This window comes from Streptomyces spinoverrucosus, assembly GCF_015712165.1.
In the GTDB taxonomy this organism is placed as follows: domain Bacteria; phylum Actinomycetota; class Actinomycetes; order Streptomycetales; family Streptomycetaceae; genus Streptomyces; species Streptomyces spinoverrucosus_A.
Genome location: NZ_JADPZX010000001.1, coordinates 911083 through 931278, shown reverse-complemented (window position 1 = coordinate 931278; position 20196 = coordinate 911083). Strand labels below are relative to the sequence as shown.

The 20196-nt window shown below is 71.2% G+C and carries 15 protein-coding genes and 1 pseudogene; 4 read left to right on the top strand and 12 right to left on the bottom strand.

Going from position 1 to position 20196, the window contains the following annotated elements; all coding sequences use genetic code 11:
* Positions 1-2: 2 nt before the first annotated feature.
* The gene (locus I2W78_RS04275; RefSeq protein ID WP_196464402.1) at positions 3-1784 is read left to right on the top strand and encodes a bifunctional sugar phosphate isomerase/epimerase/4-hydroxyphenylpyruvate dioxygenase family protein; all 1782 of its coding nucleotides are present in this window, start codon (positions 3-5) and stop codon (positions 1782-1784) included.
* Here I2W78_RS04275 and I2W78_RS04270 read toward each other — a convergent pair.
* The 8 genes from I2W78_RS04270 to tkt are packed head-to-tail and all read right to left on the bottom strand — an operon-like array spanning position 1771 to position 12158.
* The gene (locus tag I2W78_RS04270) at positions 1771-3234 is read right to left on the bottom strand and encodes a membrane-associated oxidoreductase (RefSeq protein WP_196457094.1); all 1464 of its coding nucleotides are present in this window, start codon (positions 3232-3234) and stop codon (positions 1771-1773) included. The genes I2W78_RS04275 and I2W78_RS04270 overlap by 14 nt on opposite strands.
* 34 nt (positions 3235-3268) lie before the next feature.
* A complete protein-coding gene (locus I2W78_RS04265; RefSeq protein WP_196457092.1) occupies positions 3269-3868 on the bottom strand; it encodes a histidine phosphatase family protein in 600 nt (199 codons plus the stop codon).
* A 7-nt stretch (positions 3869-3875) separates the two neighbouring features.
* Positions 3876-4757, bottom strand: a complete 882-nt coding sequence (gnd, locus tag I2W78_RS04260; protein ID WP_196457090.1) for a phosphogluconate dehydrogenase (NAD(+)-dependent, decarboxylating) — start codon at positions 4755-4757, stop codon at positions 3876-3878.
* Between the two features lie 6 nt (positions 4758-4763).
* The gene (gene pgi, locus I2W78_RS04255) at positions 4764-6404 is read right to left on the bottom strand and encodes a glucose-6-phosphate isomerase (RefSeq protein ID WP_196457088.1); all 1641 of its coding nucleotides are present in this window, start codon (positions 6402-6404) and stop codon (positions 4764-4766) included.
* Positions 6397-7332, bottom strand: a complete 936-nt coding sequence (gene opcA / locus I2W78_RS04250) for a glucose-6-phosphate dehydrogenase assembly protein OpcA (RefSeq protein WP_196457086.1) — start codon at positions 7330-7332, stop codon at positions 6397-6399. The genes pgi and opcA overlap by 8 nt, the downstream gene beginning before the upstream one ends.
* A complete protein-coding gene (zwf, locus tag I2W78_RS04245; protein WP_230885317.1) occupies positions 7329-8912 on the bottom strand; it encodes a glucose-6-phosphate dehydrogenase in 1584 nt (527 codons plus the stop codon). Before zwf ends, opcA begins: the two co-directional genes overlap by 4 nt.
* Positions 8909-10054, bottom strand: coding sequence for a transaldolase (gene tal / locus I2W78_RS04240; protein ID WP_196457084.1), 1146 nt, complete (start codon positions 10052-10054; stop codon positions 8909-8911). The genes zwf and tal overlap by 4 nt, the downstream gene beginning before the upstream one ends.
* Positions 10055-10073: 19 nt before the next feature.
* On the bottom strand, positions 10074-12158 hold the full coding sequence (gene tkt, locus I2W78_RS04235) for a transketolase (RefSeq protein ID WP_196457082.1): 2085 nt from the start codon (positions 12156-12158) through the stop codon (positions 10074-10076).
* 160 nt (positions 12159-12318) lie between these two features.
* Between tkt and I2W78_RS04230 the strand changes: the two genes are divergently transcribed.
* A complete protein-coding gene (locus I2W78_RS04230; RefSeq protein WP_196457080.1) occupies positions 12319-13215 on the top strand; it encodes a helix-turn-helix domain-containing protein in 897 nt (298 codons plus the stop codon).
* Between the two features lie 55 nt (positions 13216-13270).
* On the opposite strand, the gene I2W78_RS04225 is transcribed toward I2W78_RS04230, so the two are convergent.
* From I2W78_RS04225 to I2W78_RS04210, 4 genes are all read right to left on the bottom strand, one after another.
* The gene (locus I2W78_RS04225) at positions 13271-14668 is read right to left on the bottom strand and encodes a glycoside hydrolase family 16 protein (RefSeq protein ID WP_196457079.1); all 1398 of its coding nucleotides are present in this window, start codon (positions 14666-14668) and stop codon (positions 13271-13273) included.
* 358 nt (positions 14669-15026) lie between these two features.
* Positions 15027-16385 carry an alpha/beta fold hydrolase gene (locus I2W78_RS04220; RefSeq protein ID WP_196457077.1) on the bottom strand — a complete coding sequence of 453 codons (1359 nt, stop codon included), beginning with the start codon at positions 16383-16385 and terminating at the stop codon, positions 15027-15029.
* The gene (locus I2W78_RS04215; protein WP_196457075.1) at positions 16382-17725 is read right to left on the bottom strand and encodes an MFS transporter; all 1344 of its coding nucleotides are present in this window, start codon (positions 17723-17725) and stop codon (positions 16382-16384) included. The genes I2W78_RS04220 and I2W78_RS04215 overlap by 4 nt, the downstream gene beginning before the upstream one ends.
* 80 nt (positions 17726-17805) lie before the next feature.
* Entirely contained in the window at positions 17806-18291 is a 486-nt protein-coding gene (locus tag I2W78_RS04210) for a MarR family winged helix-turn-helix transcriptional regulator (protein ID WP_230885316.1), read from the bottom strand.
* Positions 18292-18400: 109 nt separating this feature from the next.
* On the opposite strand from I2W78_RS04210, the pseudogene I2W78_RS04205 reads away from it, so the two are divergent.
* Together I2W78_RS04205 and I2W78_RS04200 are read left to right on the top strand one after the other, a co-directional pair.
* Positions 18401-19317 (top strand): annotated as a pseudogene (locus I2W78_RS04205) (SDR family NAD(P)-dependent oxidoreductase).
* Positions 19317-20192 (top strand): amidohydrolase family protein, encoded by an 876-nt coding sequence (locus I2W78_RS04200; protein ID WP_196457073.1) that lies wholly within the window; start codon positions 19317-19319, stop codon positions 20190-20192. The pseudogene I2W78_RS04205 and the gene I2W78_RS04200 overlap by 1 nt, the downstream one beginning before the upstream one ends.
* Positions 20193-20196: the final 4 nt, after the last annotated feature.

Here is a 20196-nt window from a genome sequence, read left to right as displayed (position 1 = left end):
ACCTGCGGACCTCCATCGCCACCGTCTCCCTCAGCGGATCCCTCACCGAGAAGCTCACGGCCGCCTCCCGAGCCGGCTTCGACGGCGTCGAGATCTTCGAGAACGACCTGCTCGCCAGCCCCCTCACCCCCGAGGAGATCCGCGCCCGCTGCGCCGACCTCGGCCTGCGGATCGACCTCTACCAGCCGATGCGGGACATCGAGGCCGTACCGGCGGACGAGTTCGCCCGCAATCTGCGCCGCGCCCGGCACAAGTTCGAGCTGATGCGCAGGCTTGGCGCCGACACCGTCCTCGTCTGCTCCAGCGTCTCCCCGCTCGCCGTGGACGACGACGCCCTCGCCGCCGAGCAACTGAGCCGACTCGCCGACCTGGCCCAGGACTTCGGCATCCGCGTCGCCTACGAGGCGCTCGCCTGGGGACGGCACGTCAACACGTACGACCACGCCTGGCGCGTCGTCGAGACCGCCGACCACCCGGCCCTCGGCACCTGCCTGGACAGCTTCCACATCCTCTCCCGGGGGTCCGACCCCAAGGGCATCGAGGAGATCCCCGGCGCGAAGATCTTCTTCCTCCAGCTCGCCGACGCCCCGCTGCTCGCGATGGACGTCCTGCGGTGGAGCCGCCACTACCGCTGCTTCCCCGGCCAGGGCGACTTCGACGTCGCCGGGCTCCTCGCCCATGTGCTGCGCACCGGATACGCCGGTCCGCTCTCCCTCGAAGTCTTCAACGACGTCTTCCGCCAGGCCGAGGCCGGCCCGACCGCCGTCGACGCGCGCCGCTCCCTGCTGGTGCTCCAGGAGGCCGTCGGCGCGGCCGAACTGCCCGCCCCCGTCGTCCCCACCGGCGTCGCCTTCGCCGAACTGGTCACCCCCGACACCGAGCCCGTCTCCGCGCTGCTCGCCGCCCTCGGTTTCGCCCGCGCCGCACGCCACCGCACCAAGCCGGTCGACCTCTGGCAGCAGGGCGAGGCCCGGATCCTGGTCAACACCGGACCCGCCGTCCGCCGCGGCGGCACCCAGCTCGCCGCGATCGGCCTGCGGTCACCCGACCCGGCGGCCGCGGCCGAACGCGCCGAGGCGCTCCTCGCCCCCGTGCTGCCCCGCCGCCGTGGCCCGCGGGACGCGCCACTGGACGCGGTCGCCGCGCCCGACGGCACGGAACTGTTCTTCTGCGGCTCCGACCACTGGCGCGCCGACTTCGCACACCTCGCCCACACGCCCGCAGCGACCGACGTGCGTCATATCGACCATCTGGCGCTCACCCAGCCCTGGCACCACTTCGACGAGGCGACCCTCTTCCACCGCAGCGTGCTCGGCCTGCACGCGCAGGAGAGCGTCGATGTCGCCGACCCCTACGGCCTGCTGCGCAGCCGCGCCGTCACCAACGCCGACGGCAGCGTCCGGATCGCGCTCACCGTCGGCGCGGCACCCACCGACGACACGGTCCGCGCCCAGCACATCGCGCTGGCCACCGACGACGTGGTCGCCGCCGCCCGCCGCTTCCGGGCGGGCGGGGGCCGCCTCCTGCCCGTCCCCGCGAACTACTACGACGACCTCGCGGCCCGGTACGAGCTGACGGACGAGGAACTGGCGACGTACCGCGACCTCGGCATCCTCTACGACCGGGACGCGCACGGCGTCTTCCGCCACTGCTACACACGGACCGTCGGCCGGGTCTTCTTCGAGCTGGTCCAGCGTGACGGCGGCTACCGCGGCTACGGCGCCCGGAACGCCCCGGTGCGGCTGGCCGCACAGCACGCGGTGCGGGCGGTCACTGGCGGCTGATCATCCGGGTCACACCGGCGGCGACGGTCGTGGCCAGGATCCAGCCGGTCAGGACGAGGACGTAGGCCAGCGCCTGATACCAGCCCTCCGGGGCGAACGCGGGTTCCTGGCCGAAGGAGATCACCGGCAGCAGCAGGTCGAGCGTGTAGAACACCGGGTTGAAGTCGGGCGCCTCCGACGGCTTCAGCGCGGGCGGGTGGTGCAGGGCGTACACCACCGAGCCCACGCAGAGCAGCGACAGCAGCCAGCCGGCCGCCCGCAGTGGGCGGTAGCCGTAGCCGACGGTGGCGTCCTGGAGGTGGCCCCACAGCCGGCCGATCCAGGGCAGCGTGGTGCGGTGGCGGCGCTGTTTGGCGAGCTGGACCAGGCGGGCGGCACGGTCGTCGCCGATGCGCTGGTAGGAGGCGGTCAACTGCTCGTAGGCGTGCGGGACATAGCCGTCGCCGTCCCGCTCCACCATGGGCAGGCGGCGTTCGGCGGGCTCGTGCGGGGTGAGGGAGGTGTAGGTGAGGCTGTTGAGCAGGACCCGGTCCGGCAGCATCTCCGGCTCCAGGAACAGCACTTCGAGCTGGGCCCGCCGCAGGTTGAGCGTGCCCTCCAGCGGCGGTCCCTTGCGCAGCCAGAGTTCGCCGATCGTGCTGCTGCTCGCCCGCAGCGCCGACTCGCCGGGGTTGGACAGTTGGGAGTACGACAGGTCGAGGCGCCCCGCGATCCGGGCGCCGCGCAGTCCGATCCAGCCCCGCACGCGCGCGTGCCGCACCAGGACATGGCCGCCGACGCTGAGCGTCTCCGCGTCGAGGGCGCCCAGTTCGAGATGGCTGAGCTGCGCCTCGTTGAGGTTGACCGTCCCGCCGACGTCGGCGCCGTTGAGCCGTATCTGCCCCTCGACGCGCAGCCCGGGCGCCCACAGGTCGTCGCCGACCGTCACCTGGTTGAGCTGGAGCGCGGGTTCCGAGGCGTCCGGTGCGCTGATCTCCGCGCCCTCCAGGTACAGGCTCCCGGCGATCTGCGCCCCGCCGAGGCGTACCATTCCACGGAACCGGGCGCGCGTCATGCGCAGGACGCCGTCCACATGCACGGCGTGCGAGACCAGCCCGGGCAGCACGGACTCGCTGAGGTTCAGCTCGCGCAGCCGGCAGCCGTACAGGCGCGGCACCTCGTCGAAGTAGCAGTGCCGCAGCCGGGCGGGGTGGTCGAATGTGGCGTACTGGAGATCGAGCATCCCCGTGACGCGGGCGCCCGCGAGGTTGAGCGAGGCTGTCTCGCCGTCCTCCTGCGGGCCGTTGAGGAGCAGCGACCGCAGAACAGCCGCCCGGACGGTCCGGTCCGGTCCCCAGTCCGCCCCCGCTGCCGCGTCGTCGTCCTCGGGGGTACGGAAGTCCACGGCCTCCCCGCGCGGAAAGGCCCGCCACACCCGTAGTTCGGCCGGTGTCAGATCGTTGATCTCCATCGCGGGCGACTCTGACCCGGCCGAACCACAGGTGTCAACTCAGCGTCAGCGGCCGTACGTTCCACTCCGCGACGACCGGCCGGCCGTGCTCCGTCGACAACCGGCTCACCGTGCCCGTCGCCAGCTGGAACAACCGCCCGTCGGCGGGTGCCAGCCCGAGCCGACGGGCCGTCAGGACGCGCAGGAAGTGGGCGTGCGCCACCAGGATCACATCCCCGTCGGCGAGCGCGTCCCCGACCCGGGCGAGGACCCGGTCGGCGCGGGCGCCGACCTCGGCCGGTGACTCGCCCGGATGCCCCTCCGCGCCCGGCGGCACCCCGTCCGTCCACAGGTTCCAGTCGGGACGGGTGCGGTGGATCTCGCGAGTGGTGACCCCCTCGTAGCCACCGTAATTCCATTCATGGAGGTCGGGGTCGGGTATGACCCCGGTCAGGCCCGCCAGTTCGGCGGTGCGGATCGCACGTCCCAGCGGGCTGGTCAGCGCGAGAGCGAAGGTCCGGCCGGTCAGGAGCGGAGCGAGGGACTTGGCCTGTTCCTCACCGTGCCCGGTCAGGGGCAGGTCGGTGAAGCTGGTGTGCTGTCCCGTGACGCTCCACTCCGTCTCACCGTGCCGGAGCAGCAGCAGATCACCCACGGCCCGCCTACTTGTCCGCCGACTCGACGGCGTGCCCGCCGAACTGGTTGCGCAGCGCGGCGACCATCTTCATCTGCGGCGAGTCGTCCTGCCGGGAGGCGAACCGCGCGAAGAGCGAGGCCGTGATCGCGGGCAGCGGCACGGCGTTGTCGATCGCCGCCTCCACCGTCCAGCGGCCCTCACCGGAGTCCTCCGCGTACCCGCGCAGCTTGTGCAGGTGCTCGTCCGCGTCGAGGGCGTGGACCGCGAGGTCCAGCAGCCAGGAGCGGATGACGGTGCCCTCCTGCCAGGAGCGGAAGACCTCGCGGACGTTGTCCACCGAGTCGACCTTCTCCAGCAGCTCCCAGCCCTCGGCGTAGGCCTGCATCATGGCGTACTCGATGCCGTTGTGGACCATCTTCGCGAAGTGCCCGGCACCCACCTTGCCCGCGTGGACGTAGCCGTAGGGGCCCTCCGGCTTGAGGGCGTCGAAGATCGGCTTCAGGGGATCGACGTGCTCCTTCTCGCCGCCGACCATCAGCGCGTAGCCGTTCTCCAGGCCCCACACGCCGCCCGAGACGCCCGCGTCGACGAACCGGATGCCGTGCTTGCCGAGTTCCTCGGCGTGCTGCTCGTCGTCCGTCCAGCGGGAGTTGCCGCCGTCGATGACGGTGTCGCCCGGCTTGAGCACGCTCGCCAGCTGGTCGATGACGCTCTGGGTGACGGCGCCTGCCGGGACCATGACCCACACCACGCGCGGCGCGGCGAGCCGGTCGGCGAGCTCGACCAGGTTCTTCACATCGGAGAGTTCGGGATTGGTGTCGTACCCGACGACCTCGTGGCCGGCGTTGCGCAGGCGCTCGCGCATGTTGCCGCCCATCTTGCCGAGACCAACAAGACCGATCTGCATGTCAGCTCACTTCCTCAGTTCGCGGTAGGCGGCCACCAGCGCGGCCGTGGAGGGGTCGAGACCGGGGACCTCGGCGCCCTCGGTCAGGGCGGGTTCGATGCGCTTGGCGAGGACCTTGCCGAGTTCCACGCCCCACTGGTCGAAGGAGTCGATGTTCCACACGGCGCCCTGGACGAAGACCTTGTGCTCGTAGAGGGCGATCAGCTGGCCGAGCACCGACGGGGTCAGCTCGCGGGCGAGGATCGTGGTCGTCGGGTGGTTGCCGCGGAACGTGCGGTGCGGCACCTGCTCCTCGGCGACGCCCTCCGCGCGCACCTCGTCGGCCGTCCTGCCGAAGGCGAGCGCCTGGCCCTGCGCGAACAGGTTGGCCATCAGCAGGTCGTGCTGCGCCTTGAGCCGGTCGTCCAGCTCGTCGACGGGGCGGGCGAAGCCGATCAGGTCGGCCGGGATCAGCTTGGTGCCCTGGTGGATCAGCTGGTAGTAGGCGTGCTGCCCGTTGGTGCCGGGCGTGCCCCACACCACCGGCCCGGTCTGCCACTCCACCGGCCGGCCCGCGCGGTCCACCGACTTGCCGTTGGACTCCATGTCCAGCTGCTGGAGGTACGCGGTGAACTTCGACAGGTAGTGGCTGTACGGCAGCACCGCGTGCGACTGGGCGTCGAAGAAGTCGCCGTACCAGATGCCCAGAAGGCCGAGGACGAGAGGGGCGTTGGACTCGGCGGGGGCGGTGCGGAAGTGCTCGTCGACGATCCGGAAGCCGTCCAGCAGCTCCCGGAAGTTCGCCGGGCCGATCGCGATCATCAGGGACAGGCCGATCGCCGAGTCCATCGAGTAGCGGCCGCCCACCCAGTCCCAGAACTCGAACATGTTCTCCGGGTCGATGCCGAACTCGGCGACCTTCCCGGCGTTGGTGGACAGCGCGACGAAGTGCTTGGCGACCGCCTTGTCCTCCCCGCCGAGGCCGTTCAGCAGCCAGGACCGCGCCGAGGTGGCGTTGGTGATCGTCTCGATCGTCGTGAACGTCTTGGACGCGACGATGAACAGGGTCTCCGCCGGGTCGAGGTCGCGCGTCGCCTCGTGGAGGTCGGCGCCGTCCACGTTGGACACGAAACGGACCGTCAGGTCCCGTGCGGTGTAGGGCGCCAGCGCCTCGTACGCCATCGCCGGACCGAGGTCCGAGCCGCCGATGCCGATGTTGACGACGTTGCGGATCCGCTTGCCGGTGTGGCCGGTCCACTCGCCGGAGCGGACGCGGTCGGCGAAGGCGCTCATCTTTTCGAGGACGGCGTGCACCTTGGGTACGACGTTCTCGCCGTCGACCTCGATCACCGCGTCCCGGGGCGCGCGCAGCGCGGTGTGCAGGACGGCGCGGTCCTCGGTGAGGTTGACGCGCTCGCCGCGGAACATGGCGTCGCGCAGCCCGAACACGTCGGTGGCGGTGGCCAGTTCCTGCAGCATGGCCAGGGTCTCGTCGGTGACCAGATGCTTGGAGTAGTCGATACGCAGATCGCCGACGGTGACGACGTACCGCTCCGCGCGGGCCGGGTCCGCCGCGAACAGCTCACGCAGATGCGCCTTCCACTGGGCGCGGTGATCCTCCAGCGCGGTCCACTCGGGCCGCCGCGTGAGCAGAGGGATGTCAGACATGAGCGGGGGTCTCCTCGTTGCCCTCGCCCCGCAGGGCGACGGCGTACATCTCGTCCGCGTCGAGGCGCCTGAGCTCCTCGGCGATGAGTTCGGAGGTGGGGCGCACCTTCAGCGCGAGGGTGCGCGGCGGCTGGCCCGGCAGGGACAGCGTGGCCAGCGGGCCCTCGGGCCGGTCGATGACGATCTCGCCGTTCTCCGTGCCCAGCCGGACGCCGGTCACGACCGGGCCCGCGGTCTCCACCCGGTCGACCGCGACGTGCAGCCGGGCCTCCAGCCAGCGGGCCAGCAGCTCGGCGCTGGGGTTCTCGGCCTCGCTCTCCACGGCCGCCGAGGTGATCCGCAGCCTGGCCTGGTCCAGGGCCGCCGCCAGCATCGAGCGCCAGGGCGTCAGACGCGTCCAGGCGAGGTCGGTGTCGCCGGGCGCGTAGGACCGGGCGCGGGCCTGAAGCGCGGTCAGCGGCGCCTCGACGGCGTACATGTCGGTGATCCGGCGCTGGGCGAGCGCCCCCAGCGGGTCCTTGGCGGGCACGTCGGGCGCGTCCACCGGCCACCACACGACGACCGGCGCGTCCGGCAGCAGCAGCGGCAGCACCACGGAGTCGGCGTGGTCGGACACCTCGCCGTAGGTGCGCAGCACGACCGTCTCGCCGGTGCCGGCGTCGGCGCCCACCCGGACCTCGGCGTCCAGGCGGGACTGCTGGCGGTCGCGCGGGGTGCGGGCGTGCCGCTTGATGACGACCAGGGTGCGCGAGGGGTGCTCGTGCGAGGCCTCCTCGGCCGCCTTGATCGAGTCGTAGGCGTTCTCCTCGTCCGTGACGATGACCATCGTCAGGACCATGCCCACGGCGGGCGTGCCGATGGCGCGGCGACCCTGCACCAACGCCTTGTTGATCTTGCTTGCCGTGGTGTCGGTCAGGTCGATCTTCATGGCCTGCGCCAGCTCCGTCCGTCTCGTGCGAGCATCTCGTCGGCTTCCGCCGGACCCCAGCTGCCCGCGACGTACCGCGCGGGCCTGCCGTCTGCGGCCCAGTACTCCTCGATCGGGTCGAGGATCTTCCAGGACTCTTCCACTTCCTGGTGACGGGGGAACAAATTGGCGTCACCCAGGAGGACGTCCAGGATGAGCCGCTCGTACGCCTCCGGGCTGGACTCCGTGAAGGACTCGCCGTACGCGAAGTCCATCGTCACGTCCCGGATCTCCATCGACGTGCCCGGCACCTTCGAACCGAAGCGGACCGTCATGCCCTCGTCCGGCTGGACGCGGATCACGATCGCGTTCTTGCCGAGCTCCTCGGTGGCCGTGGAGTCGAAGGGGGAGTGCGGCGCCCGCTGGAAGACCACCGCGATCTCCGTGACCCGGCGGCCCAGCCGCTTGCCGGTGCGCAGGTAGAAGGGGACGCCCGCCCAGCGGCGGTTGTCGACGTTCAGCTTGATCGCCGCGTAGGTGTCGGTGGTGGACGCCGGGTCGATGCCGTCCTCCTCCAGATAGCCGCGCACCTTCTCGCCGCCCTGCCAGGCGGCCGTGTACTGGGCGCGCACGGTGTGCCGGCCGAGGTCGTCGGGCAGCTGCACCGCCTTCAGCACCTTCAGCTTCTCCATCAGCAGCGAGGACGCGTCGAAGGAGGCGGGTTCCTCCATCGCGGTGAGCGCCATCAGCTGCAGGAGGTGGTTCTGGATGACGTCACGGGCCGAGCCGATCCCGTCGTAGTAACCCGCCCGGCCGCCGATGCCGATGTCCTCGGCCATGGTGATCTGCACATGGTCGACGTAGGACCGGTTCCAGATCGGTTCGAACATCTGGTTGGCGAAGCGGAGCGCCAGGATGTTCTGGACGGTCTCCTTGCCGAGGTAGTGGTCGATCCGGAACACCTGCTCCGGGTCGAACACGTCGTGCACGATCGCGTTGAGCTCCTGGGCCGACCTCAGGTCGTGGCCGAACGGCTTCTCGATCACGGCGCGCCGCCAGGAGCCCTCCGGCGCGTCGGTCAGCCCGTGCTTCTTCAGCTGCTGGACGACCTTCGGGAAGAACTTCGGCGGCACCGAGAGGTAGAAGGCGTAGTTGCCGCTGGTGCCCCGGGAGGCGTCCAGGTCGTCGACGGCGGTGCGCAGCTGCTTGAACGCCTCGTCGTCGTCGAAGTCGCCGGGGATGAACCGCATGCCCTCGGCGAGCTGCTGCCAGACCTCCTCACGGAACGGCGTCCGCGCGTGCTCGCGCACCGCGTCCCGCACGACCTGCGCGAAGTCCTGGTCCGCCCAGTCCCGGCGGGCGAACCCGACCAGCGAGAAGCCCGGCGGCAGCAGGCCCCGGTTGGCCAGGTCGTAGACGGCCGGCATCAGCTTCTTGCGGGACAGGTCGCCGGTGACGCCGAAGATGACCAGCCCGGACGGGCCGGCGACCCGGGGCAGGCGGCGGTCCCGGACGTCACGCAGCGGGTTGGTCCAGTCGGGGGAGGGGGCGGCCGACGCCTCCTCGGTGGCCCGCTCCCGTGTGGTCTCTTCCGTGCTCATTCCCCGTCAACTCCCTTGCCGGTCAGCGACTTCGTCACGGCATCCAGCAGTTCCTGCCACGCCACCTCGAACTTCGCGACGCCCTCGTCCTCCAGCTGCCGCACCACCTCGTCGTACGAGATCCCCAGCCGCTCCACGGCGGCCAGATCGGCCCGCGCCTGCGCGTAGCCGCCGCTCACCGTGTCGCCGTGGATGTTCCCGTGGTCGGCGGTGGCGTTCAGCGTGGCCTCCGGCATCGTGTTGACCGTGCCGGGGGCGACCAGGTCCTCCACATACAGGGTGTCCTTGTACGCCGGGTCCTTCACGCCGGTCGACGCCCACAGCGGGCGCTGCTTGTTCGCCCGCGACCCGGCCAGGACGGTCCACCGGTCACTGGAGAACACCTCCTCGTACGCCGCGTAGGCCAGCCGAGCGTTGGCGAGCGCCGCCCGGCCCTTCAGCGCCAGCGCCTCCTTCGTGCCCAGCACCGTCAGCCGCTTGTCGATCTCGGAGTCGACGCGGGAGACGAAGAAGGACGCCACGGAGTGGATGCCGGCCAGGTCGATGCCCGCCGCCCGCGCCTGCTCCAGGCCCGCCTGGTAGGCGTCCATGACCTCCCGGTAGCGCTCCAGCGAGAAGATCAGCGTGACGTTGACGCTGATACCGGCGCCGATCACCTCGGTGATCGCCGGCAGGCCCGCCTTCGTCGCCGGAATCTTGATCATCACGTTGGGCCGGTCGACGAGCCAGGCGAGCTGCCGGGCCTCGGCGACCGTGGCCGCCGTTCGGTGGGCGAGACGCGGGTCGACCTCGATGGAGACCCGGCCGTCCCGGCCGCCCGTGGCGTCGTACACCGGCCGCAGGATGTCCGCGGCGGCCCGGACGTCGGCGGTGGTCATCATGCGCACGGCCTCGTCGACCGTGACGCCCCGTACGGCGAGGTCGGCGAGCTGCTCCTCGTACCCCTCGCCGGAGCCGATGGCGGCCTGGAAGATGGACGGGTTGGTGGTGACGCCGACGACATGCCTGGTCCGGACGAGTTCGGCGAGGTTGCCGGACGTGATCCGGTCGCGTGACAGGTCGTCCAGCCAGATCGACACGCCCTCGTCGGACAGGCGCTTGAGTGCTCCCGCGGTGGCGGATGCTTCGGTCACAGTGATCATCTTCTTTCTGGCGATCGGATCAACCACGCGCGGCAGCCAGCGATTCCTTGGCGGCTGCGACGACGTTCTCGGCGGTGAAGCCGAACTCTGCGAACAGGGTCTTCGCGTCGGCGGAGGCCCCGAAGTGTTCGAGGGAGACGATGCGTCCTGCGTCACCTACGAAGCGGTACCACGTCAGGCCCACCCCCGCCTCGACAGCGACACGCGCCTTCACGGACGGCGGAAGCACCCGCTCCCGGTACTCGCGGGGCTGCTCCTCGAACCACTCCACGGACGGCATCGACACCACCCGGGTCGGCACACCGGCCTCCTGGAGCCGTTCGCGCGCCTCCACGGCCAGCCGCACCTCGGAGCCGGTGGCGATGAGGACGACCTGGGGCGTGCCGCCCTCGGCCTCGAACATGACGTAACCGCCGCGCGCCGCGTCCTCGTTCGGCTCGTACGTCGGTACGCCCTGCCGGGTGAGGGCGAGGCCGTGCGGGGCCGGGTTCGTGGTGTGCCGGCGGAGGATCTCGGCCCAGGCGATCGCGGTCTCGTTGGCGTCGGCAGGCCGGACGACGTTCAGCCCCGGTATGGCCCGCAGGGCGGCGAGGTGCTCGACGGGCTGGTGGGTCGGCCCGTCCTCGCCGAGGCCGATGGAGTCGTGCGTCCACACGTACGTCACCGGCAGCTGCATCAGCGCGGACATGCGCACGGCGTTGCGCATGTAGTCGGAGAACACCAGGAACGTGCCGCCGTAGACGCGCGTGTTGCCGTGCAGGGCGATGCCGTTCAGCTCGGCGGCCATCGAGAACTCGCGGATGCCGAAGTGGATCGTACGGCCGTACGGGTCGGCCTCCGGCAGCGGATTGCCCTCGGGCAGGAAGGACGAGGTCTTGTCGATGGTGGTGTTGTTCGAGCCGGCCAGGTCCGCGGAGCCGCCCCACAGCTCGGGGATCACCGGGCCGAGCGCCTGGAGCACCTTGCCGGACGCGGCACGCGTGGCGACCGCCTTGCCGGCCTCGAAGACCGGGATCCTCTCCTCCCAGCCGGTGGGCAGCTCACCCTTGCTGACGCGGTCGAACGCGGCGGCCCGCTCGGGATCGGCGTTCCGCCAGGCGGCGATCCGCTTGTCCCAGGCGGCGTGCGCCTCGGCGCCCCGGTCGAGGGCCCGGCGGGTGTGGGCGAGCACCTCGTCGGCGACCTCGAAGGTGCGCTCCGGGTCGAAGCCCAGCACCCGCTTGGTGGCCGCGACCTCGTCCTCGCCCAGCGCCGAGCCGTGCGAGGCATCGGTGTTGCGGGCGTTCGGCGCGGGCCAGGCGATGATCGTGCGCATCGCGACGATGGAGGGCCGCTGGGTCTCGGCCCGCGCCGCCTTCAGCGCCGCGTACAGCGCGTGGACGTCGATGTCGCCGTTCTCGGCGGGCTCGATCCGCTGGGTGTGCCAGCCGTAGGCCTCGTACCGCTTCAGCACGTCCTCGGAGAACGCGGTCGCGGTGTCGCCCTCGATGGAGATGTGGTTGTCGTCGTAGAGGAAGACGAGGTTGCCGAGCCTCTGATGGCCCGCCAGGGACGAGGCCTCGGCGGAGACGCCCTCCTGAAGGTCGCCGTCGGAGACGATCGCCCAGATGGTGTGGTCGAACGGCGAGGTGCCCTCGGGGGCGTCCGGGTCGAACAGGCCGCGCTCGTAACGGGCGGCCATCGCCATGCCGACGGCGTTGGCGACGCCCTGCCCGAGCGGTCCGGTCGTGGTCTCGACGCCCGCGGTGTGCCCGTACTCGGGGTGGCCCGGGGTCTTCGACCCGTGCGTGCGGAAGGCCTTCAGGTCGTCGAGGCCCAGCTCGTACCCGGCGAGGTAGAGCTGGGTGTAGAGGGTGAGCGAGGTGTGGCCGGGGGAGAGGACGAAGCGGTCGCGGCCGGTCCACTCCGGGTCGGCCGGGTCGTGTCGCATCAACTTCTGAAAGATCGTGTACGCCGCCGGGGCGAGGCTCATCGCGGTGCCGGGGTGGCCGTTCCCGACCTTCTGTACGGCATCGGCCGCCAGCAGGCGGACGGTGTCGACGGCACGCCGGTCGAGGTCGGTCCACTCGAAACTGCCGCCACCGTCGGGTGTCTGCGTGCTCATCTGTAGGCAGTCCTCTTCAAAAGGTCATTGAAACCAGCGTTCTGGCTGGTCGGACGCGTTCGACCTTAAAAGTCTGACTTTTTCGCCGGAAGGTTGGGGTGTGCCAGCCTGTGGTGAAAGTGGGACACGCCCACGCACGTCGCGGCGACACGAGAAGGACATGGCGGACAGAACTATCCAAGGTGGTGGCAGGGGGGACGGCATCCGGACGTTCGCCTTCCCGGTCGAGCTCAGCGTCTGTGGCGTCGGCATGCAGGTCGGCCCGATGGACCCGGAGCACGTGTGGCACTCCGACGCTCCGCTGGACCGCTTCCACCGCATCGACTTCCATCTCGTGATGGTCTTCAGCGGCGGACCCGTACGGCACATGATCGACTTCACCGAGTACGAGGCGAGGGCCGGCGACGTGCTGTGGATCCGCCCGGGACAGGTGCACCGCTTCACGGCCACGAGCGAGTACCGCGGAACCGTCCTGATCATGCAGCCCGGCTTCCTCCCCCGGGCCACCGTCGAGGCCACCGGCCTGTACCGCTACGACCTGCCGTCCCTGCTCCATCCCGACGCCGCCCAGCTCGCGGCCCTGCGCGCCTCGCTGACCCATCTGCGAAGCGAGTACGAGGACGCGGCGACGCTCCCCCTGAGCCTGCACACCGCCGTGCTGCGCCACTCCCTCAGCGCGTTCCTGCTCCGCCTGGCCCACCTGGCGGCCAGTTCGGCGGCAGCGGCCGGGCGGCAGACGGACACGACCTTCACGCTGTTCCGGGACGCGGTCGAGCGGGACTTCGCCACCAACCACAGCGTCAGCGCCTACGCCGACGCCCTCGGCTACTCCCGCCGCACCCTCGTCCGGGCGGTACGCGCCGCCACCGGCGACACCCCCAAGGCCTTCATCGACAAACGCGTCGTCCTGGAGGCAAAACGCCTCCTCGCCCACACCGACCTGCCCATCGGCCGCGTCGGCGCGGCGGTCGGTTTCCCGGACGCGGCCAACTTCTCCAAGTTCTTCCACCAGCACACGGACATGACGCCGGCGGCGTTCCGCGCGGAGCTGCGGTAACGCCGAAAGGGGCTCCACGCGCGCGTGGAGCCCCCGCAGAAGGTCGGCGGGCCGCTCAGCGGCCGAAGTTGAACCAGTTCACGTTGACGAAGTCGGCCGGCTGGCCGCTGGTGAAGGTCAGATAGACGTCGTGGGTGCCGGTGACGGCGGAGATGTTGGCCGGGACCGTGCGCCAGGACTGCCAGCCGCCGGTGTTGCCGATCGCGAAACTCCCGATGGGCGCGTTGCCACGGCTGTCCAGGCGCACCTCGACCAGCCCGCTCACGCCCGACCCGGCGCCGCTCGCGACCCGGGCGTAGAACTGCCTGGCCGGTGTGGAGCCGAAGTTGACGCCCCGGTAGAGCGTCCAGTCACCGCCCGCGAGGGCACCGATGTTCTGGCCGCCGCCCGTGTCCGAGGTCCCCTCGGTCATCGTGCCGGACTGCCCGTCGTGCGACTCGGCCTGGATGGCGCTGTAGGCGTCCCGGTTGCCGGTCGGCGGAGGTGTGGTACCGCTCCCACCGGCCGACAGCACCTGGACGTAGTCGACGACCATCGAGTGACCGGGCACCGTGGCCGCGTCCGGGCCGCCGCCGAAGGCGTCCACGAAGCCGCCGCCCATCGCCACGTTCAGGATGATGAAGAAGCCGTGGTCGGTGGCGTTCGTCCAGGTGGTCGGGTCGACCTGGCTCTCCCGCACGGTGTGGAAGTGGGTGCTGTCGACGTAGAAGCGGATCTCCTCGACGTCGGTCGAGCGGTCCCACTCCATGCGGTACGTGTGGAAGCCGGACTGGCAGGTGGCGCCGGGGCAGGCGGTGGAACCGCCGATGCCCGTGGTCTCGTTGCAGGGGCCGCCGGGTGAGGTGCCGCAGTGCATCGTCGCCCAGACGGTGTTGAGGCCCTGGACGTTCTCCAGGATGTCCAGTTCGCCGACGGCGGGCCAGTTCCAGTAGTTGCCGCGGTACGGGGCGCCCAGCATCCAGAAGGCGGGCCAGTAGCCGCGGGCGGCGGCACCGGTGACGTTCGGCATTTGGATGCGCGCCTCGACGCGCAGCTTGCCGCCGGCCGGGGGCTGGAAGTCGGTGCGGTTGGTCTCGATGCGGCCCGACGTCCAGTTGCCGGACGCGTCGCGGCGCGGGGTGATACGGAGGTTGCCGCTGCCGTCGAGGGAGACGTTGCTGGTGCTGTTCGTCATCGTCTCGATCTCGCCGGTGCCCCAGTTGGCGGGGCCGCCCGGGTAGCCCTTGCCGGTCGCGTACTGCCAGTTGGCCGTGTTGACGCCGGAACCGGCGGCGCCGTCGAAGTCGTCGACGAAGACCTGCGTCCAGCCGGACGGGGGCGGCGGTGCGGCCGCGGTCGCCGTCGGCTGCACGGCCGTGGCGGCGAGCGCGGCGAGGCCCAGCGTGCTCAGGACGGCGACGAGGGCCCGCCGGTAGGGCCGGCGTCTGCCGGGGGTGCCGGAGGTTTCGCTCATGGGATGCCTCTCGGTACGGAGTGGTGGGGGTGCGCGGGTGCCTGTCGGAGAGCGTCCGTGGGGGTTTGTGAGAGCGCTCTCAGACAGGGGGTGCGCGGCCAATGTGCTCCCGGGCACCACGGCCGTCAAGAGGTGCAACCGAGAAAGTCCTTGCCGGGCAGGGGAGTTCAAGTGCTGAAGGCGGACCTGCTCGGCAACTCCGCCCGGCGGGTCGAGTCGGGCCCCGTCCCGCGCGGGCCGGGCTAGCGTGCGTGCCATCGGACGGTGCGTCGGAGGCGTGAGGGGGACGTGCTCGGCGACGCCGTTGGTCCGGCGGCGTCGCCGATGTGCCGCACGGCACCGGTGGCGTGGAGGGGCGTCACCGGTGGCGGCCGTCCCACGGACGCGCGAGGTCGTACGGCCGTGGATACGACGTCGGCCGGTACGTCACGTACCGCGGCCGCTCCGTCGGCTCCTCCTGCCGGGCACGGGTGTTGAGCGCGTCCGCCGAGGCGTCCCAGTGGCCCGTGGTCAGGCGGTGCTCCAGTGTGTGCAGGGCGGCGAGCATCTCGCCGGTGGTGAAGGTGCAGTGGCCGGGGCCGTCGACGTACGCCTGGGCGAGGCGGCGGTCGGGGCCGGTGGCCCGGCGGTAGGCGCTCTCGGCCTGCACCGGGATCAGGGCGTCGCCGGTGGTGTGGATGTTGAGCTGCGGGTCGGTCAGCCGCCCGCTGAAGACGCTGGTCCGACGCATCCACCGTACGGCCTCGGGGTCGGCGGAGACGCGAGGTGCGCGGTTCAGTGCCGCGAGGTCGGCGCGCAGGGACGCGCCCGCCTTCTTGTACAGCTCGGTGACCTCCTTGTGGAGCGGCGAGCGGCGCAGCATCGACGTGTAGTCGACGCCGGTGTTCCACGACGGGTTGCCGCCCGCCCGTCGCTCGGCCTCCTGCCGCCAGCTGAAGGCGGGCAGCTGGAGGAGCCCGGTGACGGCGGTGTACTGGTTGGCCTGTTGGGCGTCCCAGTCGGTCGGCCCCGGTTTCGGCTGGGCGGGGTCGTTGTGACCGGGGATGTTGTGCAGGGCGGCGGCGAGGGCGATCCGGGCCCTGCCCTCCGGGGTCTGCTGGGCGGCGGTGACCTTGGCGGTGAGGGCCTGCGCGGCGTTCTGTGCGGCCGCCTGGTCGGTGAATCCGGTGAGCGGGATGTCCGCCCCGGGGGCCAGCAGCGTTCTGAGCGCGAACACCGGGTCCAGCGTGCTGTTCCAGTTGGCGATCCCGCCCTGCACCAGCCCGCACATCGACAGCGAGCCGTCGAACCGGTCCGGGTACCGCTCGGCGAGGGTCGTGGTGACCAGACCGCCGTAGGAGGTGCCCCAGGCGAGGGCGCGCCGGGCGGTGCCGAAGCGGGACGTGAACAGGTCCAGGGTGGCCAGTTGGTCGGGGACGGCGTCCGTGACCGCCCAGCCGGTGGTGGCGTACGAGGAGCCGATGAGGGCGTAGCCGTCGGCCAGGAGCTCGTCCCTGGTCGCGGAACTGGGGGCGTTCTGGGCGGGGTTGGGCCAGTCGGCGGCGCGGTAGCCGTGGCTGTAGAGGAGGACGGTGCCGTTCCAGTCGGCGGGCACGTCCATCAGGTATGTGGCACCTGACGGGAGTTGTCCCTCGATGTGCGTGTCCGTGGCTGCCTGTGCGGGGAGTGCGGTCACCGCGCACAGGGACACGGCCAGCAGGGCGATACGGGTCCTCAACGGGGCGTTCCTTCCGGGGTCGGCGCGGCGGCCGGGGCGGTGGGGGATTCCAGCGCGTCGGCGTGCGTCTCGCGCAGCCGCCACACCGTGAGCGCGGTGATCGCCGCGCCGCCGCACAGCAGCAGCGACAGGGGCGCGCTGCCGCCGTCGGACGCGGCGAGCAGGCTGCCGGCGATCAGCGGCGAGAACCCGGCGCCGACGAGGGTGGCCGCCTGATAGCCGAGGGAGGCGCCGGTGTAGCGGACGCGGGTGCCGAACATCTCGGTGAACAGCGCGCCCAGCGGCCCGTACATCGTGGACTGGGCGACACCGTGACCCAGTGCCAGGGCGAGGATCAGCAGGCCGGGGGAGCCGGAGTCGACCAGCGCGAGCACCGGGAAGGCGAGCGCGGCCGAGGCGACGGCGCCGGTGAGCACCACCGGACGGCGGCCGACCCGGTCCGACAGCGCCGAGGCCAGCGGCAGCACCAGCAGCGCCACGCAGGAGGCGACGGTCACCGCGGTGAGCACCTGCGGCCGGCTGTAGCCCTGCTGGACGGCGTACGAGATCATGAACCCGGTCAGCAGTGACTGGGCCGTGAACGCGCCGATGCCGACGCCCGCCGCCTGGAGGACCGGCTTGGGGCGGCGCAGCACCTCCACGACCGGCGGCCGGTCCACCGGGGCCCGCTCGGCCTCGGCGAACAGCGGGCTCTCGGTGACCTTCAGCCGGACGAACAGGCCGACCGCCAGCAGCGCGATGCTGAGCAGGAACGGCACCCGCCAGCCCCAGGTGCGGAACTGCTCGTCGGGCAGTGTGGAGACGAGGGTGACCACGCCCGCGGAGAGCACCGAGCCGAGCGGGGCGCCGAGCATGGTGAAGCTGGACCACAGGCCGCGCCGGGAGCCGTGGGCGCGTTCGGCGTGCTCGACGACCATCAGGGTCGCGCCGCCCCACTCGCCGCCGATCGCGATGCCCTGCACCAGGCGCAGGGTGACGAGCAGGACCGGCGCCCACACGCCGATCGTGTCGTAGGTCGGCAGCAGGCCGATGAGGAAGCTGCCGCAGCCCATCAGGACCATGGTCAGCAGCATCATCGACTTGCGGCCGACCCGGTCGCCGAAGTGGCCGAAGACGATGCCGCCCAGCGGCCGGGCCACATACCCGGCGGCGAAGGTGCCGAAGGCGGCGATGGTGCCGACCGCCGGGTCGGCGTCGGGGAAGAACAGATCGCCGAAGACGAGCGCGGCGACGGTGCCGTAGACGAGGAAGTCGTAGAACTCGACGGCGGTGCCGAGCAATCCGGAGAGGGCTACTCGGCGCAACTGCCGGGAGTTTTCGGGGAGATGGGATGGCTGCACGGTGGGCTCCCTGGGGGACGGTGCCGATGCCTCCGTGAAGTTAGGCACTGACCGTGCAGCCGTCAATCATTTGCACAACATCAATCCAGTCCGTCCTCGGCGATCCGCAGCAGCAGGGCCTGGAGCGTCTCGCGCTCGCTCGCGTCGAGCGGCTGGAGGAGTTCGTTGGTCACCTTCAGGCCCGCCTCGTCGGTGTCGCGCAGGAAGGCGCGGCCGGCCTCGGCGAGGACGACGATCCGGCTGCGGCGGTCGTCGGGGGAGGGGCGGCGCTCGGCGAAGCCCGCCTTCTCCAGGTCGTCCACCAGGCCGACGATCGCGCTCGGGTCGTAGCCGAGGCGGGTGCTCAGCTCGCGCTGGAGGGCGCCCTCGCAGGTGGCGAGGAAGCGCAGCACCGCGTAATGGCGCAGGCGCAGTCCGGACTCCTGGAGGCAGGAGTTGAACAGCTGCCCGGAGCGCAGGCCCAGCCGGTAGAGCAGATAGCCGGTGTCCGCGTGCAGTGCACGCATCCACGGCTCGTTCGCGTCGATCGGGGTCGTCGCCTTCGTGGACCCAGTGTTTGCCTTCATGGCCCCAGTCTTTCGCAGCCTGGCGGTCGGGAACAACTATTGACGTCACCAATTATTGCTCTTAACTTCGATCTCGAAGCCGCACCCCATGCGAAGGGACCACCCACCCGTGCCCAGCATCGATCTCACCGGCAAGGCCGCCGTCGTCACCGGCAGCGGCCGGGGCCTCGGCCTCGCCTACGCGCACGCCCTCGCCGCCCACGGCGCCTCGGTGGTCGTCAACGACATCGACGAGGCCGTGGCCGAGGCGGCCGTGAAATCCATCACCGAGGCGGGCGGCACCGCCGTGGCCGAGGTGGTCGCGGTCGGCACGTCCGAGGCCGCCGACCGGCTCGTCGGGCGCGCGGTCGAGGAGTTCGGCCGGCTCGACGTCCTGGTCACCAACGCGGGCATCCTGCGCGACAAGGTGCTGTGGAAGATGACCGACGACGACTTCGACGCCGTCATCACCACCCACCTCAAGGGCACCTTCACCTGCGCCCGAGCCGCCGCCGTCCGGATGCGCGAGCAGGGCGAGGGCGGCAGCCTGATCCTGGTCGGCTCCCCGGCCGGGCAGCGGGGCAACTTCGGGCAGACCAACTACGCCGCCGCGAAAGCCGGTATCGCCGCCATGGCCCGTACCTGGTCGATGGAGCTGGGCCGGGCGAACATCACCGTCAACGCGATCGTGCCGGTCGCCGCGACCGCGATGACCGAGACCATCCCCGCCTTCGCCCCGTACATCGAGGCCATGAGGAACGGCGAGCCGCTCCCGGACTTCCTCCGCAAGGGCGAGGGCTTCGGCACCCCGAGGACTGCGCGGCCCTCGTCCCGTTCCTCGCGTCCGAGCAGGCGCGCGGGGTGACCGGTCAGTGCATCGGCATCGGTGGTGACAAGGTGGCACTCTGGTCGCATCCGCAGGAGATCAGGGCGGCATACGCCGACGGCGGCTGGACGCCGGACAGCCTGGCCGACGCGTGGGCCACCTCGGTGGGCGCCGAACTCCAGACGGTCGGTATCCCGGCGCCGCAGCTCCCGGAGGCGTGATGGACATCAGTGAACTGGTCGCCATCGACGTCCACACCCACGCGGAGGTGTCCGCCAAGGGCCACTCCTCCCTGGACGACGACCTGCACGACGCCTCCTCCGCCTACTTCAAGGTCGAGGGCAAGCGGAAGCCGACGCTTCAGGAGACGGCGGCGTACTACCGCGAGCGGAGGATGGCCGCCGTGATCTTCACGGTGGACGCCGAGTCCGCCACCGGCACGCGCCCGGTCCCCAACGAGGAGGTCGCCGAGGCGGCCGCCGCCAACGCGGACGTCCTCATCCCCTTCGCGTCCATCGACCCCTTCCGGGGAAAGGCGGGCGTGCGGCAGGCGCGGCGCCTGGTCGAGGAGTACGGGGTGAAGGGCTTCAAGTTCCACCCCAGCATCCAGGGCTTCTTCCCCAACGACCGCTCGGTGGCGTACGACCTGTACGAGGTCATCGAGGAGACCGGCACGATCGCCCTGTTCCACACCGGCCAGACCGGCATCGGCGCGGGCGTGCCCGGCGGGGGCGGGATCCGGCTGAAGTACTCGAACCCGCTGCACGTGGACGACGTGGCCGCCGACTTCCCGCACCTGAAGATCATCCTGGCGCACCCGTCGTTCCCCTGGCAGGACGAGGCGCTGGCCGTCGCCACGCACAAGCCGGGCGTGCACATCGACCTGTCCGGCTGGTCGCCGAAGTACTTCCCGCCGCAACTGGTGCAGTACGCCAACACGCTGCTGAAGGACAAGGTCCTCTTCGGCTCCGACTTCCCCGTCCTCACCCCCGACCGCTGGCTCGCCGACTTCGCGAAGCTGTCGATCAAGGACGAGGTCAGGCCGAGGATCCTCAAGGAGAACGCCGCCCGCCTGCTCGGGCTGACGAAACCGTAAAGGG